This is a genomic window from Verrucosispora sp. WMMC514, assembly GCF_027497295.1.
Taxonomy (GTDB): domain Bacteria; phylum Actinomycetota; class Actinomycetes; order Mycobacteriales; family Micromonosporaceae; genus Micromonospora; species Micromonospora palythoicola.
On sequence record NZ_CP114906.1, the window covers coordinates 4,225,525 to 4,244,668 of the forward strand.

At 70.8% G+C, this 19,144-nt stretch carries 12 protein-coding genes and 4 pseudogenes; 11 read left to right on the forward strand and 5 right to left on the reverse strand.

All coding sequences use genetic code 11. From position 1 onward, the window contains the following. Positions 1 to 50 precede the first annotated feature (50 nt). Positions 51 to 1,439 carry a cellulose binding domain-containing protein gene (locus tag O7597_RS19715; protein WP_281580366.1) on the reverse strand — a complete coding sequence of 463 codons (1,389 nt, stop codon included), beginning with the start codon at positions 1,437 to 1,439 and terminating at the stop codon, positions 51 to 53. Between the two features lie 300 nt (positions 1,440 to 1,739). Then, the gene (locus tag O7597_RS19720) at positions 1,740 to 2,948 is read right to left on the reverse strand and encodes a DUF349 domain-containing protein (RefSeq protein ID WP_164445606.1); all 1,209 of its coding nucleotides are present in this window, start codon (positions 2,946 to 2,948) and stop codon (positions 1,740 to 1,742) included. 262 nt (positions 2,949 to 3,210) lie between these two features. On the opposite strand from O7597_RS19720, the gene O7597_RS19725 reads away from it, so the two are divergent. Genes O7597_RS19725 through dapF form a run of 3 tightly spaced genes read left to right on the forward strand, consistent with a single transcriptional unit; the run spans position 3,211 to position 5,703 of the window. Next, entirely contained in the window at positions 3,211 to 3,942 is a 732-nt protein-coding gene (locus tag O7597_RS19725; RefSeq protein ID WP_164445605.1) for a class III extradiol dioxygenase subunit B-like domain-containing protein, read from the forward strand. Beyond that, positions 3,939 to 4,856 (forward strand): tRNA (adenosine(37)-N6)-dimethylallyltransferase MiaA, encoded by a 918-nt coding sequence (gene miaA / locus O7597_RS19730; RefSeq protein WP_281580367.1) that lies wholly within the window; start codon positions 3,939 to 3,941, stop codon positions 4,854 to 4,856. Before O7597_RS19725 ends, miaA begins: the two co-directional genes overlap by 4 nt. Positions 4,857 to 4,863: 7 nt before the next feature. Then, positions 4,864 to 5,703 carry a diaminopimelate epimerase gene (gene dapF / locus O7597_RS19735; RefSeq protein ID WP_269739269.1) on the forward strand — a complete coding sequence of 280 codons (840 nt, stop codon included), beginning with the start codon at positions 4,864 to 4,866 and terminating at the stop codon, positions 5,701 to 5,703. A gap of 95 nt (positions 5,704 to 5,798) precedes the next feature. Here dapF and O7597_RS19740 read toward each other — a convergent pair whose 3' ends face one another. Next, positions 5,799 to 7,271 carry an NAD-dependent malic enzyme gene (locus tag O7597_RS19740; RefSeq protein WP_269739268.1) on the reverse strand — a complete coding sequence of 491 codons (1,473 nt, stop codon included), beginning with the start codon at positions 7,269 to 7,271 and terminating at the stop codon, positions 5,799 to 5,801. A 175-nt stretch (positions 7,272 to 7,446) separates the two neighbouring features. Between O7597_RS19740 and hflX the strand changes: the two genes are divergently transcribed. After that, a complete protein-coding gene (gene hflX, locus O7597_RS19745) occupies positions 7,447 to 8,895 on the forward strand; it encodes a GTPase HflX (protein ID WP_269739267.1) in 1,449 nt (482 codons plus the stop codon). Positions 8,896 to 8,959: 64 nt separating this feature from the next. Then, entirely contained in the window at positions 8,960 to 10,657 is a 1,698-nt protein-coding gene (locus O7597_RS19750) for a hypothetical protein (protein WP_281580368.1), read from the forward strand. A 51-nt stretch (positions 10,658 to 10,708) separates the two neighbouring features. Here O7597_RS19750 and lexA read toward each other — a convergent pair whose 3' ends face one another. Beyond that, positions 10,709 to 11,491, reverse strand: a complete 783-nt coding sequence (lexA, locus tag O7597_RS19755) for a transcriptional repressor LexA (protein ID WP_164445601.1) — start codon at positions 11,489 to 11,491, stop codon at positions 10,709 to 10,711. 541 nt (positions 11,492 to 12,032) lie between these two features. Between lexA and nrdR the strand changes: the two genes are divergently transcribed. From nrdR to O7597_RS19770, 5 genes and pseudogenes are all read left to right on the forward strand, one after another. Continuing rightward, complete coding sequence (nrdR, locus tag O7597_RS19760) at positions 12,033 to 12,521, forward strand: transcriptional regulator NrdR (protein ID WP_164445600.1); 489 nt, start codon at positions 12,033 to 12,035, stop codon at positions 12,519 to 12,521. Between the two features lie 65 nt (positions 12,522 to 12,586). After that, positions 12,587 to 13,054 (forward strand): annotated as a pseudogene (locus tag O7597_RS31795) (vitamin B12-dependent ribonucleotide reductase); the annotation flags it as partial. Further along, positions 13,055 to 13,936 (forward strand): annotated as a pseudogene (locus O7597_RS31800) (LAGLIDADG family homing endonuclease); the annotation flags it as partial. Between the two features lie 189 nt (positions 13,937 to 14,125). Next, positions 14,126 to 16,540: pseudogene (locus O7597_RS31805) on the forward strand (vitamin B12-dependent ribonucleotide reductase); the annotation flags it as partial. 206 nt (positions 16,541 to 16,746) lie between these two features. Beyond that, a pseudogene (locus O7597_RS19770) lies at positions 16,747 to 17,704 on the forward strand (DUF2332 domain-containing protein). Here the strand turns inward: O7597_RS19770 and O7597_RS19775 are convergent. Continuing rightward, positions 17,688 to 18,107, reverse strand: a complete 420-nt coding sequence (locus O7597_RS19775) for a DUF6010 family protein (RefSeq protein WP_281580370.1) — start codon at positions 18,105 to 18,107, stop codon at positions 17,688 to 17,690. The pseudogene O7597_RS19770 and the gene O7597_RS19775 overlap by 17 nt on opposite strands. An 83-nt stretch (positions 18,108 to 18,190) precedes the next feature. Here O7597_RS19775 and O7597_RS19780 point away from each other — a divergent pair, with 83 nt between their 5' ends. Next, positions 18,191 to 19,129, forward strand: coding sequence for a helix-turn-helix domain-containing protein (locus tag O7597_RS19780; protein ID WP_281580371.1), 939 nt, complete (start codon positions 18,191 to 18,193; stop codon positions 19,127 to 19,129). Positions 19,130 to 19,144: the final 15 nt, after the last annotated feature.

Consider the following 19,144-nt stretch of genomic DNA (forward strand, 5'->3'; position numbering starts at 1 on the left):
GGTGTGTTCCCCGGCCACCGGGTGGCCGGGGAACACCGTGAAACCGACGGTTACAGGCCGATCTTGCCGGTGCCTGCGCCGTTGGTGACGACCGACTTGACCTGGCTGGCGCTGGTCAGCGAGTACGAGTACGGGATGCTCGCCACGCTGCCCGACGATTGCGGGCTGCCGGAGTTGACGAAGTGGTTGTTGCGCTGGACCAACGTCCCCGGGCCCGACGCGGCGTACCCGACCAGGGTCGGGTCGTCGACGGACTCGAAGTAGTTGCCCTCGACGAGCACGCCGGCGCCCATGGTCGACGCGACGCCGTAGTCGTTGTTGTAGTAGTAGTTGTTGAACACGTGGACCGGGTTACCGAACCGCACCCGCGGGTGCCGGCTGCCGGAACCGTCGAACCAGTTGTGGTGGTAGGTCACCCGCAGGTGGCCGCGGTCCTGGCTGCTGTTGTTGTCGGAATGCCCGAGCAGCATGGACTTGTCGTGGTTGAACACCCGGTTCCAGGACACCGTGATGTAGTCGGAGCCGCGCTTGATGTCCACCGCGCCGTCGTAGCCGTTGGTGAACGAGTTGTGGTCCACCCAGACGTTGGTGGCCGACTCCTGCACGTTGATGGCGTCGTCGTTCCAGTTGCGGAAGTTGATGTTACGGATGATCACGTTCCGGCTGCCATTGATGTTGAAGCCGCAACCGGAGATCGTGGCCGACGAGCCGACGCCGAGGATGCTCTTGTTGCTGCCCACGCTGAGCATGCCGGAGCAGCTGATCGTGCCGGACACCCGGATAACCGCGGCGCTTGACGAACTGACTGCCGAACGGAGCGCCGACTCGCTGGTGACCGTGGTGGAGGAGGCGTTACCTCCGCCGGTGGTGCCACCGTTCTGGGTGGCCCAGCCGACCAGACCCGTCGGTACCGGGCCGGGTGGCGGAGTGGTCGGTGGCGGAGTGGTCGGTGGCGGAGTGGTCGGTGGTGTGGTGGTGGGTGGCGGCGTGGTTCCGCCGGGGGTGGTTGGCGTGACGCCGCCGGTGCAGGACACGCCGTTGAGGGTGAAGCTCGTCGGGGCCGGGTTGCTGGAGTTGTTCCAGGAGCCGTTGAACCCGAACGAGACGTTCCCGTTGGTGGGGATGTTGCCGTTGTAGGCGACATTGGTGGCGGTCACCTGGCTCCCGCTCTGCGAGATCGTCGCGTTCCAGGGGCTGACGACCTGCTGCCCGGCGCTGTACGACCAGCGCAGGGTCCAGCCGGAGATGGGGTCGCCGAGATTGGTGACGACGACGTTGCCGGTGAAGCCGCCCGGCCACTCGCCGGCGACCGAGTAGTTGACCTGGCAGCCGGCCGCGGCGTGGGCGGTGACGGCGGTGAGTACCCCGGCGGCGAGCAGTGCGGCGGTGGCCGAGGCGGTGGTGGCGAGCAGCGTCGTACGACGCCGTGCGGTGCGCATGGTCGCTTCCTCTCGGAGAGGGTGCGCAGGGATGGTCGGCTCGATCCGCGTTTGCCCGGTGCCCAGACGGGCGTGCCGGTCGGGCCGTCCCTGCCAATGGACTTACCAATTGCTGACTGCGCTGTACGGATGGCTCCCGTGCCGTGCCCATAGGTAAGCGCTTTCCTCAGCGAACCACAGACGGTCGTCGATGTAAAGGGTGTGCCGCCCGAACGCGCTTCGTCTGGTCGTCAAGTACCGGCGGGACGGACACAACGGAGCCCCCGCCTCAAAGGGCGGGGGCTCGGTAGCCGACGCGACTCAGCTCGACTGTTCAGCCAGCTTGAGGAACTGGCGCTTGGACTCCAGCGCCTGTTCGGCCTCCTTGATCCGTCGGGTGTCACCCGCGGCCTGCGCCCGGGCCAGCCGCTCCTCTGCCTCCGCGACCTGCGAACGCATCTGGGCCAGCAGCGGATTGTCCTCCCGGCTGGTGCGCCGCCAGGCCGAGTCCATCACCTCGCGGACCTTCTCGTCGATTGCGCGCAGCCGGCGCTCCAGCCCGGCTGCCGCCTCGCGCGGCACCCGACCGGCCTCGTGCCACTGCGCCTGGATCTCCCGCAGCTTCGCTTGGGCGCCCTTCGGGTCGCCGTCGATGTCGAGCGCCTCGGCCTCGGCGAGCAGTGCCTGCTTGCGCTCCAGGTTGGCGCGCTGCTCGTTGTCCCGGGCGGAGAAAACCTCGCTACGCCGGCTGAAGAAGGCGTCCTGGGCGGCCCGGAACCGTTCCCAGAGCTTCTGCTCGGCCTCCTTCGAGGCGCGCGGCGCGGCCTTCCACTGCGTCATCAGGTTCTTGAGGTGGTTGGCCGTCGCCGCCCAGTCGGTCGATTCGGCGACCTTCTCGGCCTCGGCGACCAGCTCCTCCTTGACCGTCTGCGCCTGCTTGCGCTGCGCGTCGAGGGAGGCGAAGTGGGCACCTCGGCGGCGGGTGAAGCCGTCCCGGGCGGCGGCGAACCGCTTCCACAACTCGCCATCGGTCTTTTTGTCGACCCCCCGGATGGTCTTCCACTCGTCGAGGATCTCCTTGAGCCGGTCACCGGCGGTCTTCCAACCGGTCGACTCGGCAGCCAGCTTCTCGGCCTCCTCCACCAGGGCGGTCTTGCGGGCGAGCGCCTCGACGCGGGCGGCCTCCTTCGCCGCCCGGGCCTCACCGGCCTTCTCCTCGGCAACGGTGGCGAGCTTGTCGAGCCGGGTCGCCAGGGCGTCGATGTCGCCGACGACGTGAGCCTCGGGGAGGGAAGCACGGATCCGTCGGATGGTGGCGAGCGAATGGTTGGCGTCCGCCGCACCGGAGTTGAGCCGTGCTTCGGTCAGATCCACCTCGGTCACCAGGTCGGCGAAGCGGCGTGCGAAGTGTGCCAGCCCTTCCTCCGGTGCTCCCGCCTGCCAGGATCCGACCACCCGCTCGCCCTCGGCGGTCTTGACGTAAACGGTGCCGTCCGCGTCCACCCGTCCGAAGGCAGTCCAGTCGCTCATGTGCCCATCCTCGTTCTCCCGGCACCAGGGAGCAGTCTCCCGGGCGCCGCCACGGCGCAGCCAAGTTTCTCCGGGCATTGTCACAGGTGCGCCCCGGTCCGCGTCGAGCGCCTATCGCCGACCGTGACCATACGGTGTCCTAGGGCCTGTCTGGGCCATCCGACCGGCGTGCCGCTTTCGACCGTACGGTGTACGTGCGGCGCGGTCGTCCTTCCCGGCGGCACGCGGCCACGCTGCCGAAGCGGACCGCTACGGTTGCCTGGTGCCACTGGTCGCCGCCGCCGTCTGCCCCCACCCGCCGCTGCTCATCCCCGAGATCGCCGGTGCCGCGGCGCCCGAGCTGGACGACCTGCGCGCCGCCTGTGACGCCGCCGTCGCCCGCCTGCTCGACTCGGAAGCGCGGACCGTCCTGGTGATCGGGGCCGGCGACCGCGGAGCCGACCTCGACTCTCCGTTCCGGGGCAGCTTCGCGCCGTGGGGGGTGCCGCTTGAGGTACGCCTCGGCGACCACCCCGACGGATTGGTGGGCACCGACCATCTACCGCTCAGCCTGCTGGTCGGCGCGTGGCTGCTCGGCCGGCGACCGTCGGCCAGGAACCGGGGCATGGACTGGCGGATGACGACGGTCGGGGCCGCCGACCCGGTCGATACCTGCGCCGACCTCGGTGCCCGGCTCGGCTCGGACCAGCCGTGGGCGCTGCTGGTGATGGGGGACGGTTCGGCCTGCCGGGGCGAGAAGGCGCCCGGCTACGCCGATCCGCGCGCCGAGGCGTACGACGAGACGGTCGCGCGAGCCCTGGCCGACGCGGACGGCGACGCCCTGCTCGGCCTGGATCCCGGCCTGTCGACGCAGCTCAAGGTCGCGGGACGGGCGCCCTGGCAGGTGCTCGCCGGTGCCGCACGAGCGGCGGGTGATCGCTGGCGTGGCGAGCTGCGTTACCACGCCGCGCCCTACGGGGTGGGTTACCTCGTGGCGAACTGGCAGCGGCCGTGACCGCCCCGAGCACCGTGGTCGCCGTCGTCGGGCCGACGGCGGCCGGCAAGTCGGCGCTGAGCATCGCGCTGGCGCACGCGCTCGACGGTGAGGTGGTCAACGCCGACTCGATGCAGCTCTACCGGGGCATGGACATTGGCACGGCCAAGCTCACCGTCGCCGAACGTGACGGCGTACCACATCACCTGCTCGACATCTGGGAGGTCACCGAACCGGCCAGCGTGGCGGAGTACCAGCGGCTGGCCCGGGCGGCGGTCGACGACATCCTCGCCCGGGGCCGGGTGCCACTGCTGGTCGGTGGGTCCGGGCTCTACGTGCGGGCGGTGCTGGAACAGTTCGAGTTCCCCGGCACCGATCCGGCAGTGCGCCAACGCCTGGAAGGCGAGTTGGCCGCGCTCGGGCCGGTGCCGCTGTACGCGCGACTGCGCGACGCCGACCCGGTCGCGGCGGCCGGCATCCTGCCCGGCAACGGCCGGCGCATCGTGCGCGCGCTGGAGGTGATCGAGCTGACCGGTAAGCCGTTCACCGCGGCGTTGCCCGAGCCGACGCCCTACTACCCGGCGGTGCAGCTCGGCGTGGACCTGGACACCGCGCTGCTCGACGAGCGGATCGCGACGCGGGTCGACCGGATGTGGGCCGACGGGCTGGTCGCGGAGACCCGGAGACTGGTCGAGCGCGGCCTGCCGCAGGGGCTTACCGCGAGCCGGGCGCTCGGCTACCAGCAGGTGCTGCGTTTCCTGGGTGGGGAGCTGACCGAGACCGAGACGTACGACGAGACGGTCCGGGCCACCCGTCGCTTCGTCCGCCGCCAGCGCTCCTGGTTCCGCCGCGATCCCCGGGTGCACTGGCTCGACTCGGCCGATCCGGAGCTGGTCGGGGCCGCACTGCGGATCCTCGGTGGGACTGCGCGATGATGGGGACGTGGAGTTCACCAAGGGGCACGGCACCGGCAACGACTTCGTCATCCTGCCCGACCCGGACGGCGCGCTCGACCTGACTCCCGAGCTGGTCGCGGCGATCTGTGACCGGCGCCGCGGCCTCGGCGGGGACGGCGTGTTGCGGGTGGTCCGCGCCGCCAAGCACCCCGACGGCGCCGCCCTGGCCGGCGAGGCCGAGTGGTTCATGGACTACTGGAACTCCGACGGCTCCTTCGCCGAGATGTGCGGCAACGGCGCCCGGGTCTTCGTCCGGTACCTGCTGGCGACCGGGTTCGCCGTCCCGTCCGGTGACGCGCTGCCGGTGGCGACCAGGGCCGGCGTCGTGCGGGCCCGGGTCGACGGCGAGACCATCGCGGTCGAGATGCGACGACCCCGGCTGTACGACGCCTCCGCCGCCGCCCTGGGCGGGCTGACCCTGCCCGGCACGGCGGTGGACGTCGGCAATCCCCACCTGGTCTGCCCGCTACCCGCCGGGCTGGAACTGGCCGGGCTGGACCTGACCCGCGCCCCCGACGTCGACCCGGCGGTCTTCCCCAACGGCGTCAACGTCGAGTTCACCGCCGCCGGCGCGCCGGTGGCCGGTGTCGACGCACACGTGCTGATGCGCGTCCACGAGCGTGGCTCCGCCGAGACCCTCTCCTGCGGCACCGGCGCCTGCGCCGTCGCCGCCGTGGCCCTACGCGACGCCAACCGGCAGACCGGGATTGTCGCCGTCGACGTCCCCGGCGGCCGCCTAACCGTGACCGTGGACGAGGACTCCTGCTGGCTCTCCGGCCCCGCCCTCCTCGTCGCCACCGGCCAGCTCACCCTCCCCCCGCTCTGACCCGTGTTGATCATGAGGTTAGCGGCAGTTGTCGATCTTCAAACCGCCGCTAACCTCATGATCAACGCCGGTCAGGGTGGGCGGGGAGGGGAGGGTCAGGGGGTGGCGGAGGCGGAGGCGGCGATTTCGGGGAGGTCGGCGGGGCCGGGGTCGGCGGCGGGGGGTGGGGTGACGGTGGGGTTCTGGGCGGCGGCGCGGACGGCGGCGGCGACCGCCGGGGCGACCCGGGAGTCGAAGACGCTGGGCACGATGACCGTCGGGTTGATTTTTTCCTCGCCGACCACGTCGGCGATGGCCCGGGCGGCGGCGATCGCCATCTCCTCGGTGAACTCCTCGGCGTGCGCGTCGAGCATGCCACGGAAGACGCCGGGGAAGGCGAGCACGTTGTTGATCTGATTTGGCTGGTCGGAGCGGCCGGTGGCGACGACCGCGGCGTGCTTGCGCGCCTCCCGTGGGTCGACCTCCGGGTCCGGGTTCGCCAACGCGAACACGATCGCGTCCTTCGCCATCGTGGCGATGTCGTCGCCGGTGAGCAGGTTCGGCGCGCTCACCCCGATGAAGACGTCGGCACCGGCCAGCGCACCGGGCAGGTCACCCGAGTAGCCGTCGGCGTTGGTGTTCTCGGCCAGCCACCGCCAGGCCGGGTTGAGGTCGGCCTGGCCACGGTGCAGGGCGCCCTGCCGGTCGTACGCGATGATGTCACCGACGCCCTGGCGCAGCAGCAGCTTCATGATCGCGGTGCCGGCGGCGCCCGCGCCGGAGACCACCACCCGGACGTCCGCGAGCTGCTTGCCGACGACGCGCAGCGCGTTGGTCAGCGCGGCCAGCACACAGATGGCGGTGCCGTGCTGATCGTCGTGGAAGACCGGGATGTCCAACGCCTCGCGCAACCGGGCCTCGATCTCGAAGCAGCGCGGCGCGGCGATGTCCTCCAGGTTGATCCCGCCGTACGCGGGCGCGATCGCCTTGACGATGGTGACGATCTCGTCGGTGTCCTGCGTGTCCAGCACCACCGGCCAGGCGTCCACCCCGCCGAAGCGCTTGAACAGCGCCGCCTTGCCCTCCATCACCGGCAGCGACGCGGCGGGACCGAGGTTGCCCAGCCCCAGCACGGCCGAGCCGTCACTGACCACCGCCACCGTGTTGCGCTTGATGGTCAGCCGGCGGGCGTCGGCGGGGTTGTCCGCGATCGCCTGGCACACCCGGGCCACCCCTGGGGTGTACGCCCGCGACAGCTCGTCCCGGTTGCGCAGCGCGACCTTCGGACTGACCTCGATCTTGCCGCCGAGGTGCAGCAGGAAGGTGCGGTCGGAAACCTTGCGGACGTCCACGCCGTCGAGCGCGCTGAGCGCGTCGACCACCTGGTCGGCGTGACCGGCGTCGGCGGTGTCGCAGGTCAGGTCGACGATCACGTTCGTCGGATCGGAGTCGACCACGTCCAGCGCGGTGACGATCGCCCCGGCCTCACCCACCGACGTGGTGAGCCGGCCGATCGAGGAGGCGTCGGCGGGCACGGCGATCCGGATCGTGATCGAGAATCCGGCACTGGGCAGTCGGGTCGTGGCCACGCAGGTCCCTCCGTCGGCGCTGAACGGCTCGTCCGCATTTCTACTCGCCCGCCCCGGGCCGCCGGCATCCGCCCCCGCTCCCGCCGGTCCGCAGGTGGGCATATACCAGGTGCACCGGGCGTTGACACATGTCAGGATTACTCGGTACGTGCACAGAACGGACAGGAGAGATCGCTTGCGAGACCAGGAGACCTACGTTTCCATCCCCGACGACGAGCTCGACACCACCACCGGCGAGTACGAGCTCTCCGAACGGCAGGCGCTGCGACGGGTCCCCGGTCTCTCCACCGAGCTGACCGACGTCACCGAGGTCGAATACCGACAGCTCCGACTGGAGCGGGTGGTTCTGGTCGGCGTCTGGACCGAAGGCACCCTCCTCGACGCGGAGAACTCCCTCACCGAGCTGGCCGCGCTGGCGGAGACCGCCGGATCGCAGGTGCTCGAAGGGCTCATCCAGCGACGCAACCGCCCCGACCCGGCAACCTACATCGGCCGCGGCAAGGTCGACGACCTCAGCTCGGTGGTGCTGTCCGCCGGCGCCGACACGGTGATCTGCGACGGGGAGCTGTCCCCGTCCCAGCTGCGCAACCTGGAGCAGCGCACCAAGGTCAAGGTGGTCGACCGCACCGCGTTGATCCTCGACATCTTCGCCCAGCACGCCAAGAGCAAGGAGGGCCGGGCCCAGGTCGAGCTGGCCCAGCTGGAATACCTCCTGCCCCGGCTGCGCGGCTGGGGTGAGACGTTGTCCCGGCAGACCGGTGGGTCGGGTCGGGGTGGCGGTGCCGGCGGCGGCGTCGGCGTCCGTGGTCCCGGTGAGACCAAGCTGGAGACCGACCGGCGGCGCATCCGCCACCGGATCGCCCGGCTGCGCCGGGAGATCAAGGCCATGCGGACGGTACGCGAGACCAAGCGCGCCCGCCGGACCCGCAACGCGGTGCCCGCGGTGGCGATCGCCGGCTACACCAACGCCGGCAAGTCCAGCCTGCTCAACCGCCTGACCGGGGCGGGTGTGCTGGTGGAGGACGCCCTGTTCGCCACGCTCGACCCGACCACCCGTCGGTCCACCACGTCCGACGGCCGGGTCTACACGCTGAGCGACACCGTCGGCTTCGTCCGGCACCTGCCGCACCAGATCGTCGAGGCGTTCCGGTCGACGCTCGAGGAGGTCGCCGAGGCGGATCTGGTCGTGCACGTGGTCGACGGCGCCCACCCCGACCCGGAGGAGCAGGTCCGGGCCGTCCGCGAGGTGCTCGGTGAGGTCGGCGCCGACCGGCTGCCCGAGCTGCTGGTGGTCAACAAGACCGACGCGGCCGACGAGGAGACCCTGCTGCGGCTCAAGCGGCTCTGGCCCGACGCGGTCTTCGTCTCGGCACACAACGGCCGGGGCATCGACGACCTGCGCGAGACGATCGAGCGGCGGCTGCCCCGCCCGGCGGTCGAGCTGCGCGTGGTGCTGCCCTACGACCGGGGCGACCTGGTGGCCCGACTGCATCGGCAGGGCGAGGTGCTCAGCACCGCCCACCTGCCGGACGGGACGATGCTGCACGTACGGGTCAACGAGGCACTCGCGGCCGAACTGACCCCGTACCATGACACGGCGCAGGCGGCCCGTACCGCGCGGTGATCGCCCGCGGTGACCGGGCTGCCGCGTCACCCGACGGAAACCTGCGGCATGCGACACTTCTTTCATGCTCCGCACTGTTTCCTCCGTCACGGTTGCCCTCGGCCTGGCCGGGGTCACCGTGGCGGTCACCGGTGCCGCGCTCGCCGCGCCCGGCTCGACCCCCGCCAAGGCAGCGTCTTCCCTGGTGGCGGCCCCTCCGGCCGCCGTGGCGGGGCCGCCGGTCACCGCGGCGGGCAAGAAGCAGTGCTCGGTCACCGACTCGCGACTGCGTGAGCTGTCCGGCCTGGTGGCGACCAGGAACGGCTACATCGTCGTCAACGACAGCACCGAGCAGGACGACCGTAAGCGGGTCTTCTACCTCAACAAGGACTGCCAGGTCGTCCGCGAAGTGCCCTACTCGGGGGCGGGGCCGTTCGACACCGAGGACCTCGCGGTCGCCCCGGACGGCAAGACGCTGTGGATCGCCGACACCGGCGACAACGTGACCAGCCGCGAACGCCGTGAGCGGGTGGCGGTCTGGAGCATGCCGATCGGTGGTGGCAGCCAGCCGAAGCTGCACCGCCTGTCGTACCCGGACGGCGAGCCGCGCGATGCCGAGGCGCTGCTGATCGGCGACGACAAGCTACCGCTGATCATCACCAAGGTCACCGCCGGCAAGGCCGAGATCTTCACCCCGGACGGGCCACTGAAGACCGGTAACACCGAGCCCGTGCCGATGAAGAAGCTCGGCGACATCGAACTGCCCAGGACGGACACCGAAAATCCGCTGAGCACCTTCGGGCGCGTCGCGATCACCGGTGCGGCCCGATCCCTGGACGGCTCACGGGTGGTCCTGCGCACCTACGCCGACGCCTTCGAGTACGACGTCGCCAACGGCGACATCGTCACCGCCCTCACCACGACCACTCCCCGGGTCACCGCCCTGGCGGACCCGTTCGGCGAGGCGATCTCCTACTCGACCGACGGCAAGACGTTCCTGACCGTCTCCGACGCCGGTCACCTGGAGGACGACGACCCCGTCAACATCCTCAGCTACACCCCCTCCACCGAGGGGCCGAAAGACCTGGCGAACGATCCCGACGCGGCGCAGAAGTCGGGTCAGTCGTTCCTCGACGGCCTGACCCCGACCGACATCATGTACCTGATCGCGGCGGTCGGCGTGCTCGGAGCGTTGCTGGTCGGCGCGGGCATCTTCGGCATCCTGCGCGCCCGCAAGCGTCCGGCACCGGCCGGGCGCAACCGTGACGGCGACGATGACGTGGACGCCGCGAAGCAAAAGGGCGACGGATTCGGCTCGGCCCAGGACCGGGGCCGGGGCGGGGTGTACGGCGGGGCAGCGGCCGGTGGCGTCTACGGGGGATCGCCGGCCGGCGGCGCCCGCTCCGGCGGCGTCTACGGCGGCGGCAATGGCCGACCGGCCGCCGGCAACGGTGCTCGCCCGGGGCAGGGCGGCGGAGGCGTCTACGGCGGCGGCGGTGCGGGCCGGCCCGGTGGTGAGGGCGCTCCGGTCTACGGCGGGCGGCCGGGCGGTGGTCGACCGTCCGGCGGCGGTGGACGCCCGGGCGGTGGCGTCTATGGCGGCGGCGGTGCCCGTGGTGGCGCGCAGCCCGGTACCGGTGGGCGGGCGGAGCCTCCCCGACGTGGCGGTCCGGCCGAGCCCGACTACCGGGGGCGACGGTCCGGGCGTTACCGGGAGGACGACGGCGAACCGTACGGCCAGGTGCGCGGCGGCCACTACGGCTACCGGGGCGACCGGTACTGATGTGACGGCCGGGTACCGAGCGTGGGTCGGTACCCGGTCCCGGTCGCCGATTCAGATGCGGCGCAGCACCGCGACCACCCGCCCCATGATGGTGGCGTCGTCGCCGGGGATCGGGTCGAAGGCCGGGTTCTGCGGCATCAGCCAGACGTGACCGTCACGCAGACGGTAGGTCTTCACGGTCGCCTCGCCGTCGAGCATGGCGGCGACGATCTCACCCGAATCCGCGGTCGGCTGCTGCCGGACGACCACCCAGTCGCCGTCGCAGATCGCCGCGTCGAGCATCGAGTCACCCTTGACCTGGAGCATGAAGACCTCGCCCTCGCCGACCAGCTCGCGCGGCAGCGGGAAGACGTCCTCCATCGACTGCTCGGCGAGGATCGGGCCACCGGCGGCGATCCGACCGAGCATCGGGACGTAGGCCGGCGTGGGGCGCTGGGAGCGGCTCAGCTCGTCGTCGACGTCGTTCGGGGAGCGGACGTCGACGGCCCGGGGCCGGTTCGGGTCGCGCCGGAGGAAGCCCTTCTTCTCCAACTCCTTGAGCTGGTAGGCGACGCTAGACGGGGAAACCAGCCCGACCGCCTCGCCGATCTCGCGCACGCTCGGCGGGTAGCCGTGGCGTTCGACCCAGGTGCGGATGAAGTCGAGGATGCGTCGCTGCCGGGCGGTGAGGTCGACGGTCGCCGGGTCGGGGAAGCTGCTGACCACCGGGGTCACCGGACGTACGGTCGGCTGACCGGAACGGGCGCGGGTGACACTCCGGCGTCGGGCGGCCGGCGGACCCGCCTCGATGCTCTGCTGCGGGCTCTGTGGCCGGTTGGCCCGGTCCTCGGTCACGTCCGTCCTCCCTGGTCGGCGCTGGGTGCCTCGGCGGCTCGTGGTGCGCGCGGTGGTCTGCTGGCCGGCGGGTCGACCATGGTCACCTCCGGTTGTTCATGACCGTATAGGTGAGATCGGTCTTTTTCAAACATCTGTACGACCTTTGGTCGCGTGTCGATCCGGAAATCAGCGCGACGCCCGGGTCCTTCCTGATAAATAGTACGGGTGTTCGAGTGGCGGGGAATTGTCGATGCTCGCGCCGGGCCGGTGGTAACCGGCGTGGGTGGCGTCGCGTTGGGTCCACCGGTTGTGAAAAACGGGGGGATCGGGTGACGCGCCGGACACGCCGACCAACTTGACCCCGGATCGTCGGCGGCCTACGGTCGACCCCTAGATGTAGTAGTCACATGGGCGTAAGTTGCCTACAGGTTGGGTTCGACTACCGACCGCACTCCCGTACCGCCGGGCCGGCGACCATCCTGCGGGGATGGCGCCGGCTTACCGAGGCGTGCCCGGGGGCGGGCGGGGCGGCCCTGTGGTCGATCGAGGAGGTCGGGCGATGCGGTGTCCGTACTGCCGGCACGCCGACTCCCGGGTGGTCGACTCGCGGGAGGCCGACGACGGCCAACTGATCCGGCGGCGGCGGGCCTGCCCCGAGTGCGGCAAGCGGTTCACCACCGTCGAGGAGGCGGTGCTCGCCGTGGTCAAGCGCAGCGGCGTGACCGAGCCGTTCAGCCGTACGAAGATCATCGGCGGGGTGCGCAAGGCGTGCCAGGGCCGGCCGGTCGACGAGGACTCGATCGCGCTGCTGGCGCAGCGGGTCGAGGAGACCGTCCGGGCCAAGGGGGCCGCCGAGATCCCCAGCCACGAGGTGGGGCTGGCCATCCTGGGTCCACTACGGGACCTGGACGAGGTCGCGTACCTGCGGTTTGCCAGCGTCTACCGGTCGTTCGACTCGCTCGCCGACTTCGAGCGGGAGATCGACACGCTACGGGCCGCCGCGCGTGCCCGCGAGGCTGCCGGTGCCGAGCCGGCCAGCGCGCAGTGAATTCCAGAAGTACCAGTGACAGTCGGATCGCGCGGCGGGCCCGCGCGGACGAGGGGGCGGATGAGATGCCGGGGGACGGTGTGACGACAAGCAGGTCACGAAACAAGGCGGGCGCGGGGCTCAAGGTCGAGCGGGTCTGGACGACCCCGGGAGTGCACCCGTACGACGAGGTCAGCTGGGAACGCCGCGACGTCGTGATGACGAACTGGCGGGACGGCTCGATCAACTTCGAGCAGCGGGGCGTGGAGTACCCGGAGAGTTGGAGCGTCAACGCGGCCAACATCGTGACCACCAAGTACTTCCGGGGCGCGGTGGGGACCCCGGAGCGCGAGTGGTCGCTCAAGCAGTTGATCGACCGGGTGGTCACCACCTACCGCACCGCCGGTGAGGAGTACGGCTACTTCGCCTCCCCGGCCGACGCCGAGGTCTTCGCCCACGAGTTGACCTGGATGCTGCTACACCAGGTGTTCAGCTTCAACTCCCCGGTCTGGTTCAACGTCGGCACCCCCTCACCGCAGCAGGTCAGCGCCTGCCTGCCGTACGACTCGCTGGTCAGCACCCCCGGCGGGCTGGTGCCGATCGGCAAGCTTGTCGAAGAGGGTTCCGTCGGTGCCAAGGTCTACGACGGCACCGGCATCACCAGCATCGTCGCCGTCAAGGCGAACGGGGTGCGCGACGTACTCCGACTGCACACCAAGGCGGGCTACACGCTCGATGTCACGCCGGACCACGTGGTGTGGAAGAGCACTGGCAGCGGCACCGGTGAGTGGGTTGAGGCCGGCAGCCTCAACCCGGGCGACAAGCTCGAATGGCACCGCACCTACGCCTACGGCGAAAGTGAACTGGAGCTGCGCGAGGTCCGCGAGGCCGCGTTGGCCGGCTGGTTGCAGTCGGACGGCTTCGTCGGCCAGTACGCCGAGGGCACCAACCGGTCACTGACGATCGAGGCGATGACCGTCAACGACGACGAGATGGACTGGGTCACCACCATCCTCGACGAGGTGTTCCCTGGCGCGCACCGCAAGGAGCGCTCGGTGACCACCCAGGACCAGAACCTCGACTGCCGGCGTACCCGCCTCTACGGCGAGCATCTTCGGCCGTTCGTGCAGAAGTGGGACCTGCTGACCCGGGGTACCGACATGCGGGTGCCGCAGCGGCTGTTCACCGCGCCGTTGCCGGTCGTCGCCGGGTACCTGCGCAGCATCTTCCAGGCCGAGGGCTACGTCTCGGCGCGCGAGCGGTCCACGCTCGTCGCGGCGGACATGATCTCGGAGGAGCTGATCCGGGGCGTGCAGAGCCTGTTGCTGCGCTTCGGGATCTTCTCCCGGGTGTCGTTCAAGGCCGATTCGCGTCCGGATCGCAAGGGCGTGTGGACGGTCCGCATCCAGAACGACGGCGACCGGGACCTCTTCGCCACCCACATTGGGTTCGTCGGCGCGGAGAAGATGGCCAAGCTCGAAGCGGGCTTCGCCAAGCCGGGCCGGCCGGCCGCCGACGTCAAGCGGCTGGAGATCGACCGCATCGAGCCGATCGGGTCGATGGAGGTGTACGACATCCAGACCGAGAGCGGCGAGTTTCTGGCCGGCAACCTGCGGGTGCACAACTGCTTCATCCTCGCCGTCGACGATTCGATGGATTCGATCCTCGACTGGTACAAGGAGGAAGGGCTGATCTTCAAGGGCGGCTCCGGCTCCGGGGTCAACCTGTCCCGGATCCGTTCCTCCCGGGAACTGCTCTCCTCCGGCGGCACCGCCTCCGGCCCGGTCAGCTTCATGCGCGGTGCCGACGCCAGCGCCGGCACCATCAAGTCCGGCGGCGCCACCCGCCGCGCGGCCAAGATGGTCATCCTCGACGTCGACCACCCGGACATCGAGGAGTTCGTGGTCACCAAGGCGCGCGAGGAAGACAAGATCCGTGCGCTGCGCGACGCCGGGTTCGACATGGACCTGGGCGGCTCCGACATCGTCAGCGTGCAGTACCAGAACGCCAACAACTCGGTCCGGGTCTCCGACGAGTTCATGTCGGCGGTGGAGAACGGCGGCAGCTTCGACCTGCGTGGCCGGCTCGACGGCGCGGTGATCGACACCATCGACGCCAAGAACCTGTTCCGCACCATCTCCCAGGCCGCCTGGGAGTGCGCCGACCCGGGCCTGCAGTACGACGACACCATCAACGACTGGCACACCTGCCCGGAGACCGGCCGGATCACCGCCTCGAACCCGTGCTCGGAGTACCTGCACCTGGACAACTCCTCGTGCAACCTGGCCTCGCTGAACCTGATGAAGTTCCTCCGCGCCGACGGCGGCTTCGAGGTGGAGAAGTTCGTCAGGAGCGTCGAGCTGGTCATCACCGCGATGGACATCTCGATCTGCTTCGCCGACTTCCCGACCGAGAAGATCGGCGAGACCACCCGGGCGTACCGGCAGCTCGGCATCGGCTACGCCAACCTGGGTGCCCTGCTGATGGCCTCCGGCCTGCCGTACGACTCGGACCAGGGCCGCTCGCTGTCGGCCGCGATCACCTCGCTGATGACCGGCACGGCGTACCGTCGCTCGGCCGAGCTGGCCGGCATCGTCGGCGCGTACGACGGCTACGCCCGCAACGCGGAGCCGCACAAGCGGGTGATGCGCAAGCACGCCGCCGCCAACGACGAGATCAAGCCGACCGGCACGGTGGCCACCGCGCTGACCCGCGAGGCCACCAAGCAGTGGACCCTCGGCAACAAGATCGGTGAGAAGAACGGCTGGCGCAACTCCCAGGCCAGTGTGCTCGCGCCGACCGGCACCATCGGCTTGATGATGGACTGCGACACCACGGGCGTCGAGCCCGATCTGGCGCTTGTCAAGTTCAAGAAGTTGGTCGGCGGCGGCTCGATGCAGATCGTCAACCAGACCGTGCCGCGCGCCCTGCGTTCCCTCGGGTACCCGGAGGAGCAGGTCGAGGCGATCGTCGAGCACATCGCCGACCAGGGCCACGTGGTGGACGCCCCCGGCCTCAAGCCGGAGCACTACCCGGTCTTCGACTGCGCCATGGGCGAGCGGTCCATCGCGCCGATGGGGCACGTACGGATGATGGCGGCGGTCCAGCCGTTCATCTCCGGCGCCATCTCCAAGACGGTGAACATGCCGGAGCAGGCCACCGTCGAGGACGTCGAGAAGATCTACTTCGAGGGCTGGAAGCTCGGCCTCAAGGCCCTCGCGATCTACCGGGACAACTGCAAGGTCGGCCAGCCGCTGTCGGCGGCGAAGAAGAAGGCCGCCGAGCCGGAGGCGACCGTCACCGCGGTCGAGCCGGTGGTGGAGAAGGTCGTCGAGTACCGCCCGGTGCGCAAGCGGCTGCCGAAGAAGCGCCCGTCGGAGACCATCTCCTTCTCCGTGGGCGGGGCCGAGGGCTACCTCACCGCCTCGTCGTACCCGGACGACGGTCTCGGCGAGGTCTTCCTCAAGATGTCGAAGCAGGGCTCCACGCTGGCCGGGGTGATGGACGCTTTCTCGGTGGCCATCTCCATCGGCTTGCAGTACGGCGTGCCGCTGGAGACGTACGTCAGCAAGTTCACCAACATGCGCTTCGAGCCGGCCGGCATGACCGACGACCCGGACGTGCGGATGGCCGCCTCGGTGATGGACTACATCTTCCGTCGCCTGGCGCTGGACTTCCTGCCCTACGAGCGCCGCGCCGAGCTGGGCATCTTCACCGCCAAGGAGCGGGCCGCCCAGCTCGCCGCCGAGGCCGAGGCCGAGGCGAACGGCACGGACCTGACCGCGATGGCCGCCTCCGCCCCGGTGGAAACCAAGCCGGAGGAGCCGAAGGCCGGCCCGGTCGCCCAGCCGGCCCAGGAACTCGCCGACGTCGCCGCGGTCAAGCCGGCACCGTCGGTCGGTTCCAGCACCGAACTGCTGGAGGCCGTGATCGGCAAGGCCGCCGACGCGCCGCTCTGCTTCACCTGCGGTACGAAGATGCGCCCCGCCGGTAGCTGCTACGTCTGTGAGGGCTGCGGCTCCACCAGCGGCTGCAGCTGACCGGAGTACGCGACGAGCCCCGGGCGGATCACCGCCCGGGGCTCGTTTCGTGCAGCCGGCCTGTTCGGCGTGCCGCATCCACCGACGGCCACGGATCTTGGTCCGAAGCCGCCCCTCCGAGGGCGGTTTCGGACCAAGATCTCGTGACGAGCGGCGGCGAGGAAGGTCACCGTTCACCGGGACCGGGTTGTTGGGATGATCGGGCGATGACGATCGGTCACCGCTACGTCAGGTTCGCCGAGCGCGAGGCGCGCGGGGTCTCTGCGGCGTACGAGCGGCTGGCCCGTTTCGTGTCCCGGGGACGAGAAGCTGCTCGGCCTGCTCGGCACCCTGCCGGAGGCCAAGCAGCAGCCGAATCTGCTATTCGGCGTGGTGCGCCTGCTCGGCGGGCCGGTCGACGATCCGGCCGCGTTCGGTGACTACGTGCAGGCCAACTGGTCGACGGTCGAGGCCGAGGTCCGTGCCCGGGTCACCCAGACCAACGAGGCCGGTCGCTGTGCCGTACTGCTGCCGTTGCTCGCGGCGCTCCCGCAGCCGCTCGCGCTGCTGGAGGTCGGCGCCTCCGCCGGGCTCTGCCTCTACCCGGACCGGTACGCGTACCGCTACGCCGGCAGCGACGGGAGCCCGGGTGGCCACCTGATCGGCGCGGGCGAGCCGGTGCTCGACTGCGTGGCCACGAACCTGACGCCGCCGGAGCACCGGCCGGAGGTGGTGTGGCGGGCCGGCCTGGACCTGAATCCGCTCGACGTGACCGAGCCCGCCGACCTGGCCTGGCTGGACGCCCTGATCTGGCCGGAGCACGAGCACCGCCGGGACCGGCTACGGTCGGCGGCGGCAATCGCCGCAGCCGATCCGCCGCTGCTGGTCCGCGGCGACCTGGTCGACGACCTGCCGGCGCTGGCCGCGCGGGCACCGGCCGACGCCACCCTGGTGGTCTTCCACACCAGCGTGCTCTATTTGGTGCCGACGCCGCGCCGGTCGGCCTTTGCCGAGGAGGTACGCCGGCTGCCCGGCCACTGGATCGCCAACGAGGGGCCGAGCGTGCTGCGGTACGCCGCACTGCCACAGCCACCGAGCGACGCGCACCTCAACGTGCTCGCGCTCGACGGGCAGCCGCTGGCCTGGACGCGCGGGCACGGGCAGGAGATCACCTGGTTCGGGTAGCCGCCACGGGCTCGGCCGAGCGGAGGCGGAGCAGGTCCCGCAGCGACCAGCCGCCGGTCAGGCACCAGAGCGCGATGACCGGGTCGCAGATCGCGCAGCCGAAGGACGAGTCGTGGGCGAAGGGGATGATCGGGTTGCCCTTCAGGTGATGGACGACGTCCCAGCCGGTGTGCAGCAGCCAGCCGACACCGATCCACCGCCACGACTCCAGCCCTCGGAAGGCCACGTAGACCAGCACGGCCACGAACGGGAACTCCCACGCGCCGAGCCCACCACCGCTGAGGTACGCCGCGCCCGCTCCCGCGATCATGACGGCGTTGAGGCGGCGGCGGTGCGGTTCCCGGATCAGCGAGTTGAGGCAGACGTAGAGGACGCCGATGAGCAGCGGCACGACGATGTTCATGAGCGGTGAATGTAGGTACCGGCGGCGCGGGAGAGCAGGGGCCGGCGAGCCATCGACCGACGGGTTCTCGCCAGAATGGGCTCATGCACCGAGTGGTGGTGGTCGCGTACGACGGTGTGGTCCCGTTCGACCTGGCCGTGCCGGTGGAAGTGTTCGGCCGGGCCCGTAGGGCCGACGGCGCTGCCGCGTACCAGGTCCGGGTCTGTGGGGCGACCGGCGAGGTCCGGGCCGGTGCGTTCGGGCTGCGGGTGCCGTACGACCTGTCCGCGATGGTCGAGGCGGACACGGTGGTCGTGCCGGGAGTCGCCGACCTGGACGCGCCGGTGCCGGAGGCGGTCCGCGCGGCACTGGCCGACAGCCCGGCCCGGCTGCTCTCGATCTGCACCGGCGCCTTCGTGCTGGCCGCCGCCGGTCGGCTCGACGGCCGGCGGGCCACCACCCACTGGGCTGCCGCGGCCGAGTTGGCTCGCCGTTATCCGAGCGTCATCGTCGACCCGGACGTGCTGTTCGTCGAAGACGCGCCGGTGTCGACCTCGGCCGGCGCCGCCGCCGGGCTCGACCTCTGCCTGCACGTGGTACGCCGCGACCACGGCGCCGCCGTCGCCGCCGAGACCGCCCGCAGCTGCGTGATGCCGTTGGAGCGGGCCGGTGGGCAGGCACAGTTCATCGCGTACGAGCCACCCGCGCCGGCCGGGCACAGTCTCGAACCGCTGCTGGCCTGGCTCACCGACAACCTGCACCGTCCGCTGACCCTGGCCGAGATCGCCGCGTACGCGATGATGAGCCCGAGATCGTTGAGCCGGCACTTCCGCGACCAGACCGGCACCACGCCGATGCGTTGGCTCAGCCGACACCGGGTCCGTCGGGCGCAGCACCTGCTGGAGCGCAGCGACCAGCCGGTCGAGCGGATCGGCGAGTTGGTCGGCTTCACGTCGCCGACCGCCTTCCGGGCGTGCTTCCGGCAGCTTGTCGGCGTCAGTCCCCGCGACTACCGGGCGACCTTCCCGCCGTCCGCCCGATAGCCCAGCGCAAACGTC

What these genes read in the sequence shown, in the direction of transcription:
- O7597_RS19715 (WP_281580366.1), bottom strand. Translation starts at nt 1,439, where the DNA reads ATGCGCACCGCACGGCGTCGTACGACGCTGCTCGCCACCACCGCCTCG.
- O7597_RS19720 (WP_164445606.1), bottom strand. Translation starts at nt 2,948, where the DNA reads ATGAGCGACTGGACTGCCTTCGGACGGGTGGACGCGGACGGCACCGTT.
- O7597_RS19750 (WP_281580368.1), top strand. Translation starts at nt 8,960, where the DNA reads ATGCTCCGCACTGTTTCCTCCGTCACGGTTGCCCTCGGCCTGGCCGGG.
- nrdR (WP_164445600.1), top strand. Translation starts at nt 12,033, where the DNA reads ATGCGGTGTCCGTACTGCCGGCACGCCGACTCCCGGGTGGTCGACTCG.
- O7597_RS19775 (WP_281580370.1), bottom strand. Translation starts at nt 18,107, where the DNA reads ATGAACATCGTCGTGCCGCTGCTCATCGGCGTCCTCTACGTCTGCCTC.
- O7597_RS19780 (WP_281580371.1), top strand. Translation starts at nt 18,191, where the DNA reads ATGCACCGAGTGGTGGTGGTCGCGTACGACGGTGTGGTCCCGTTCGAC.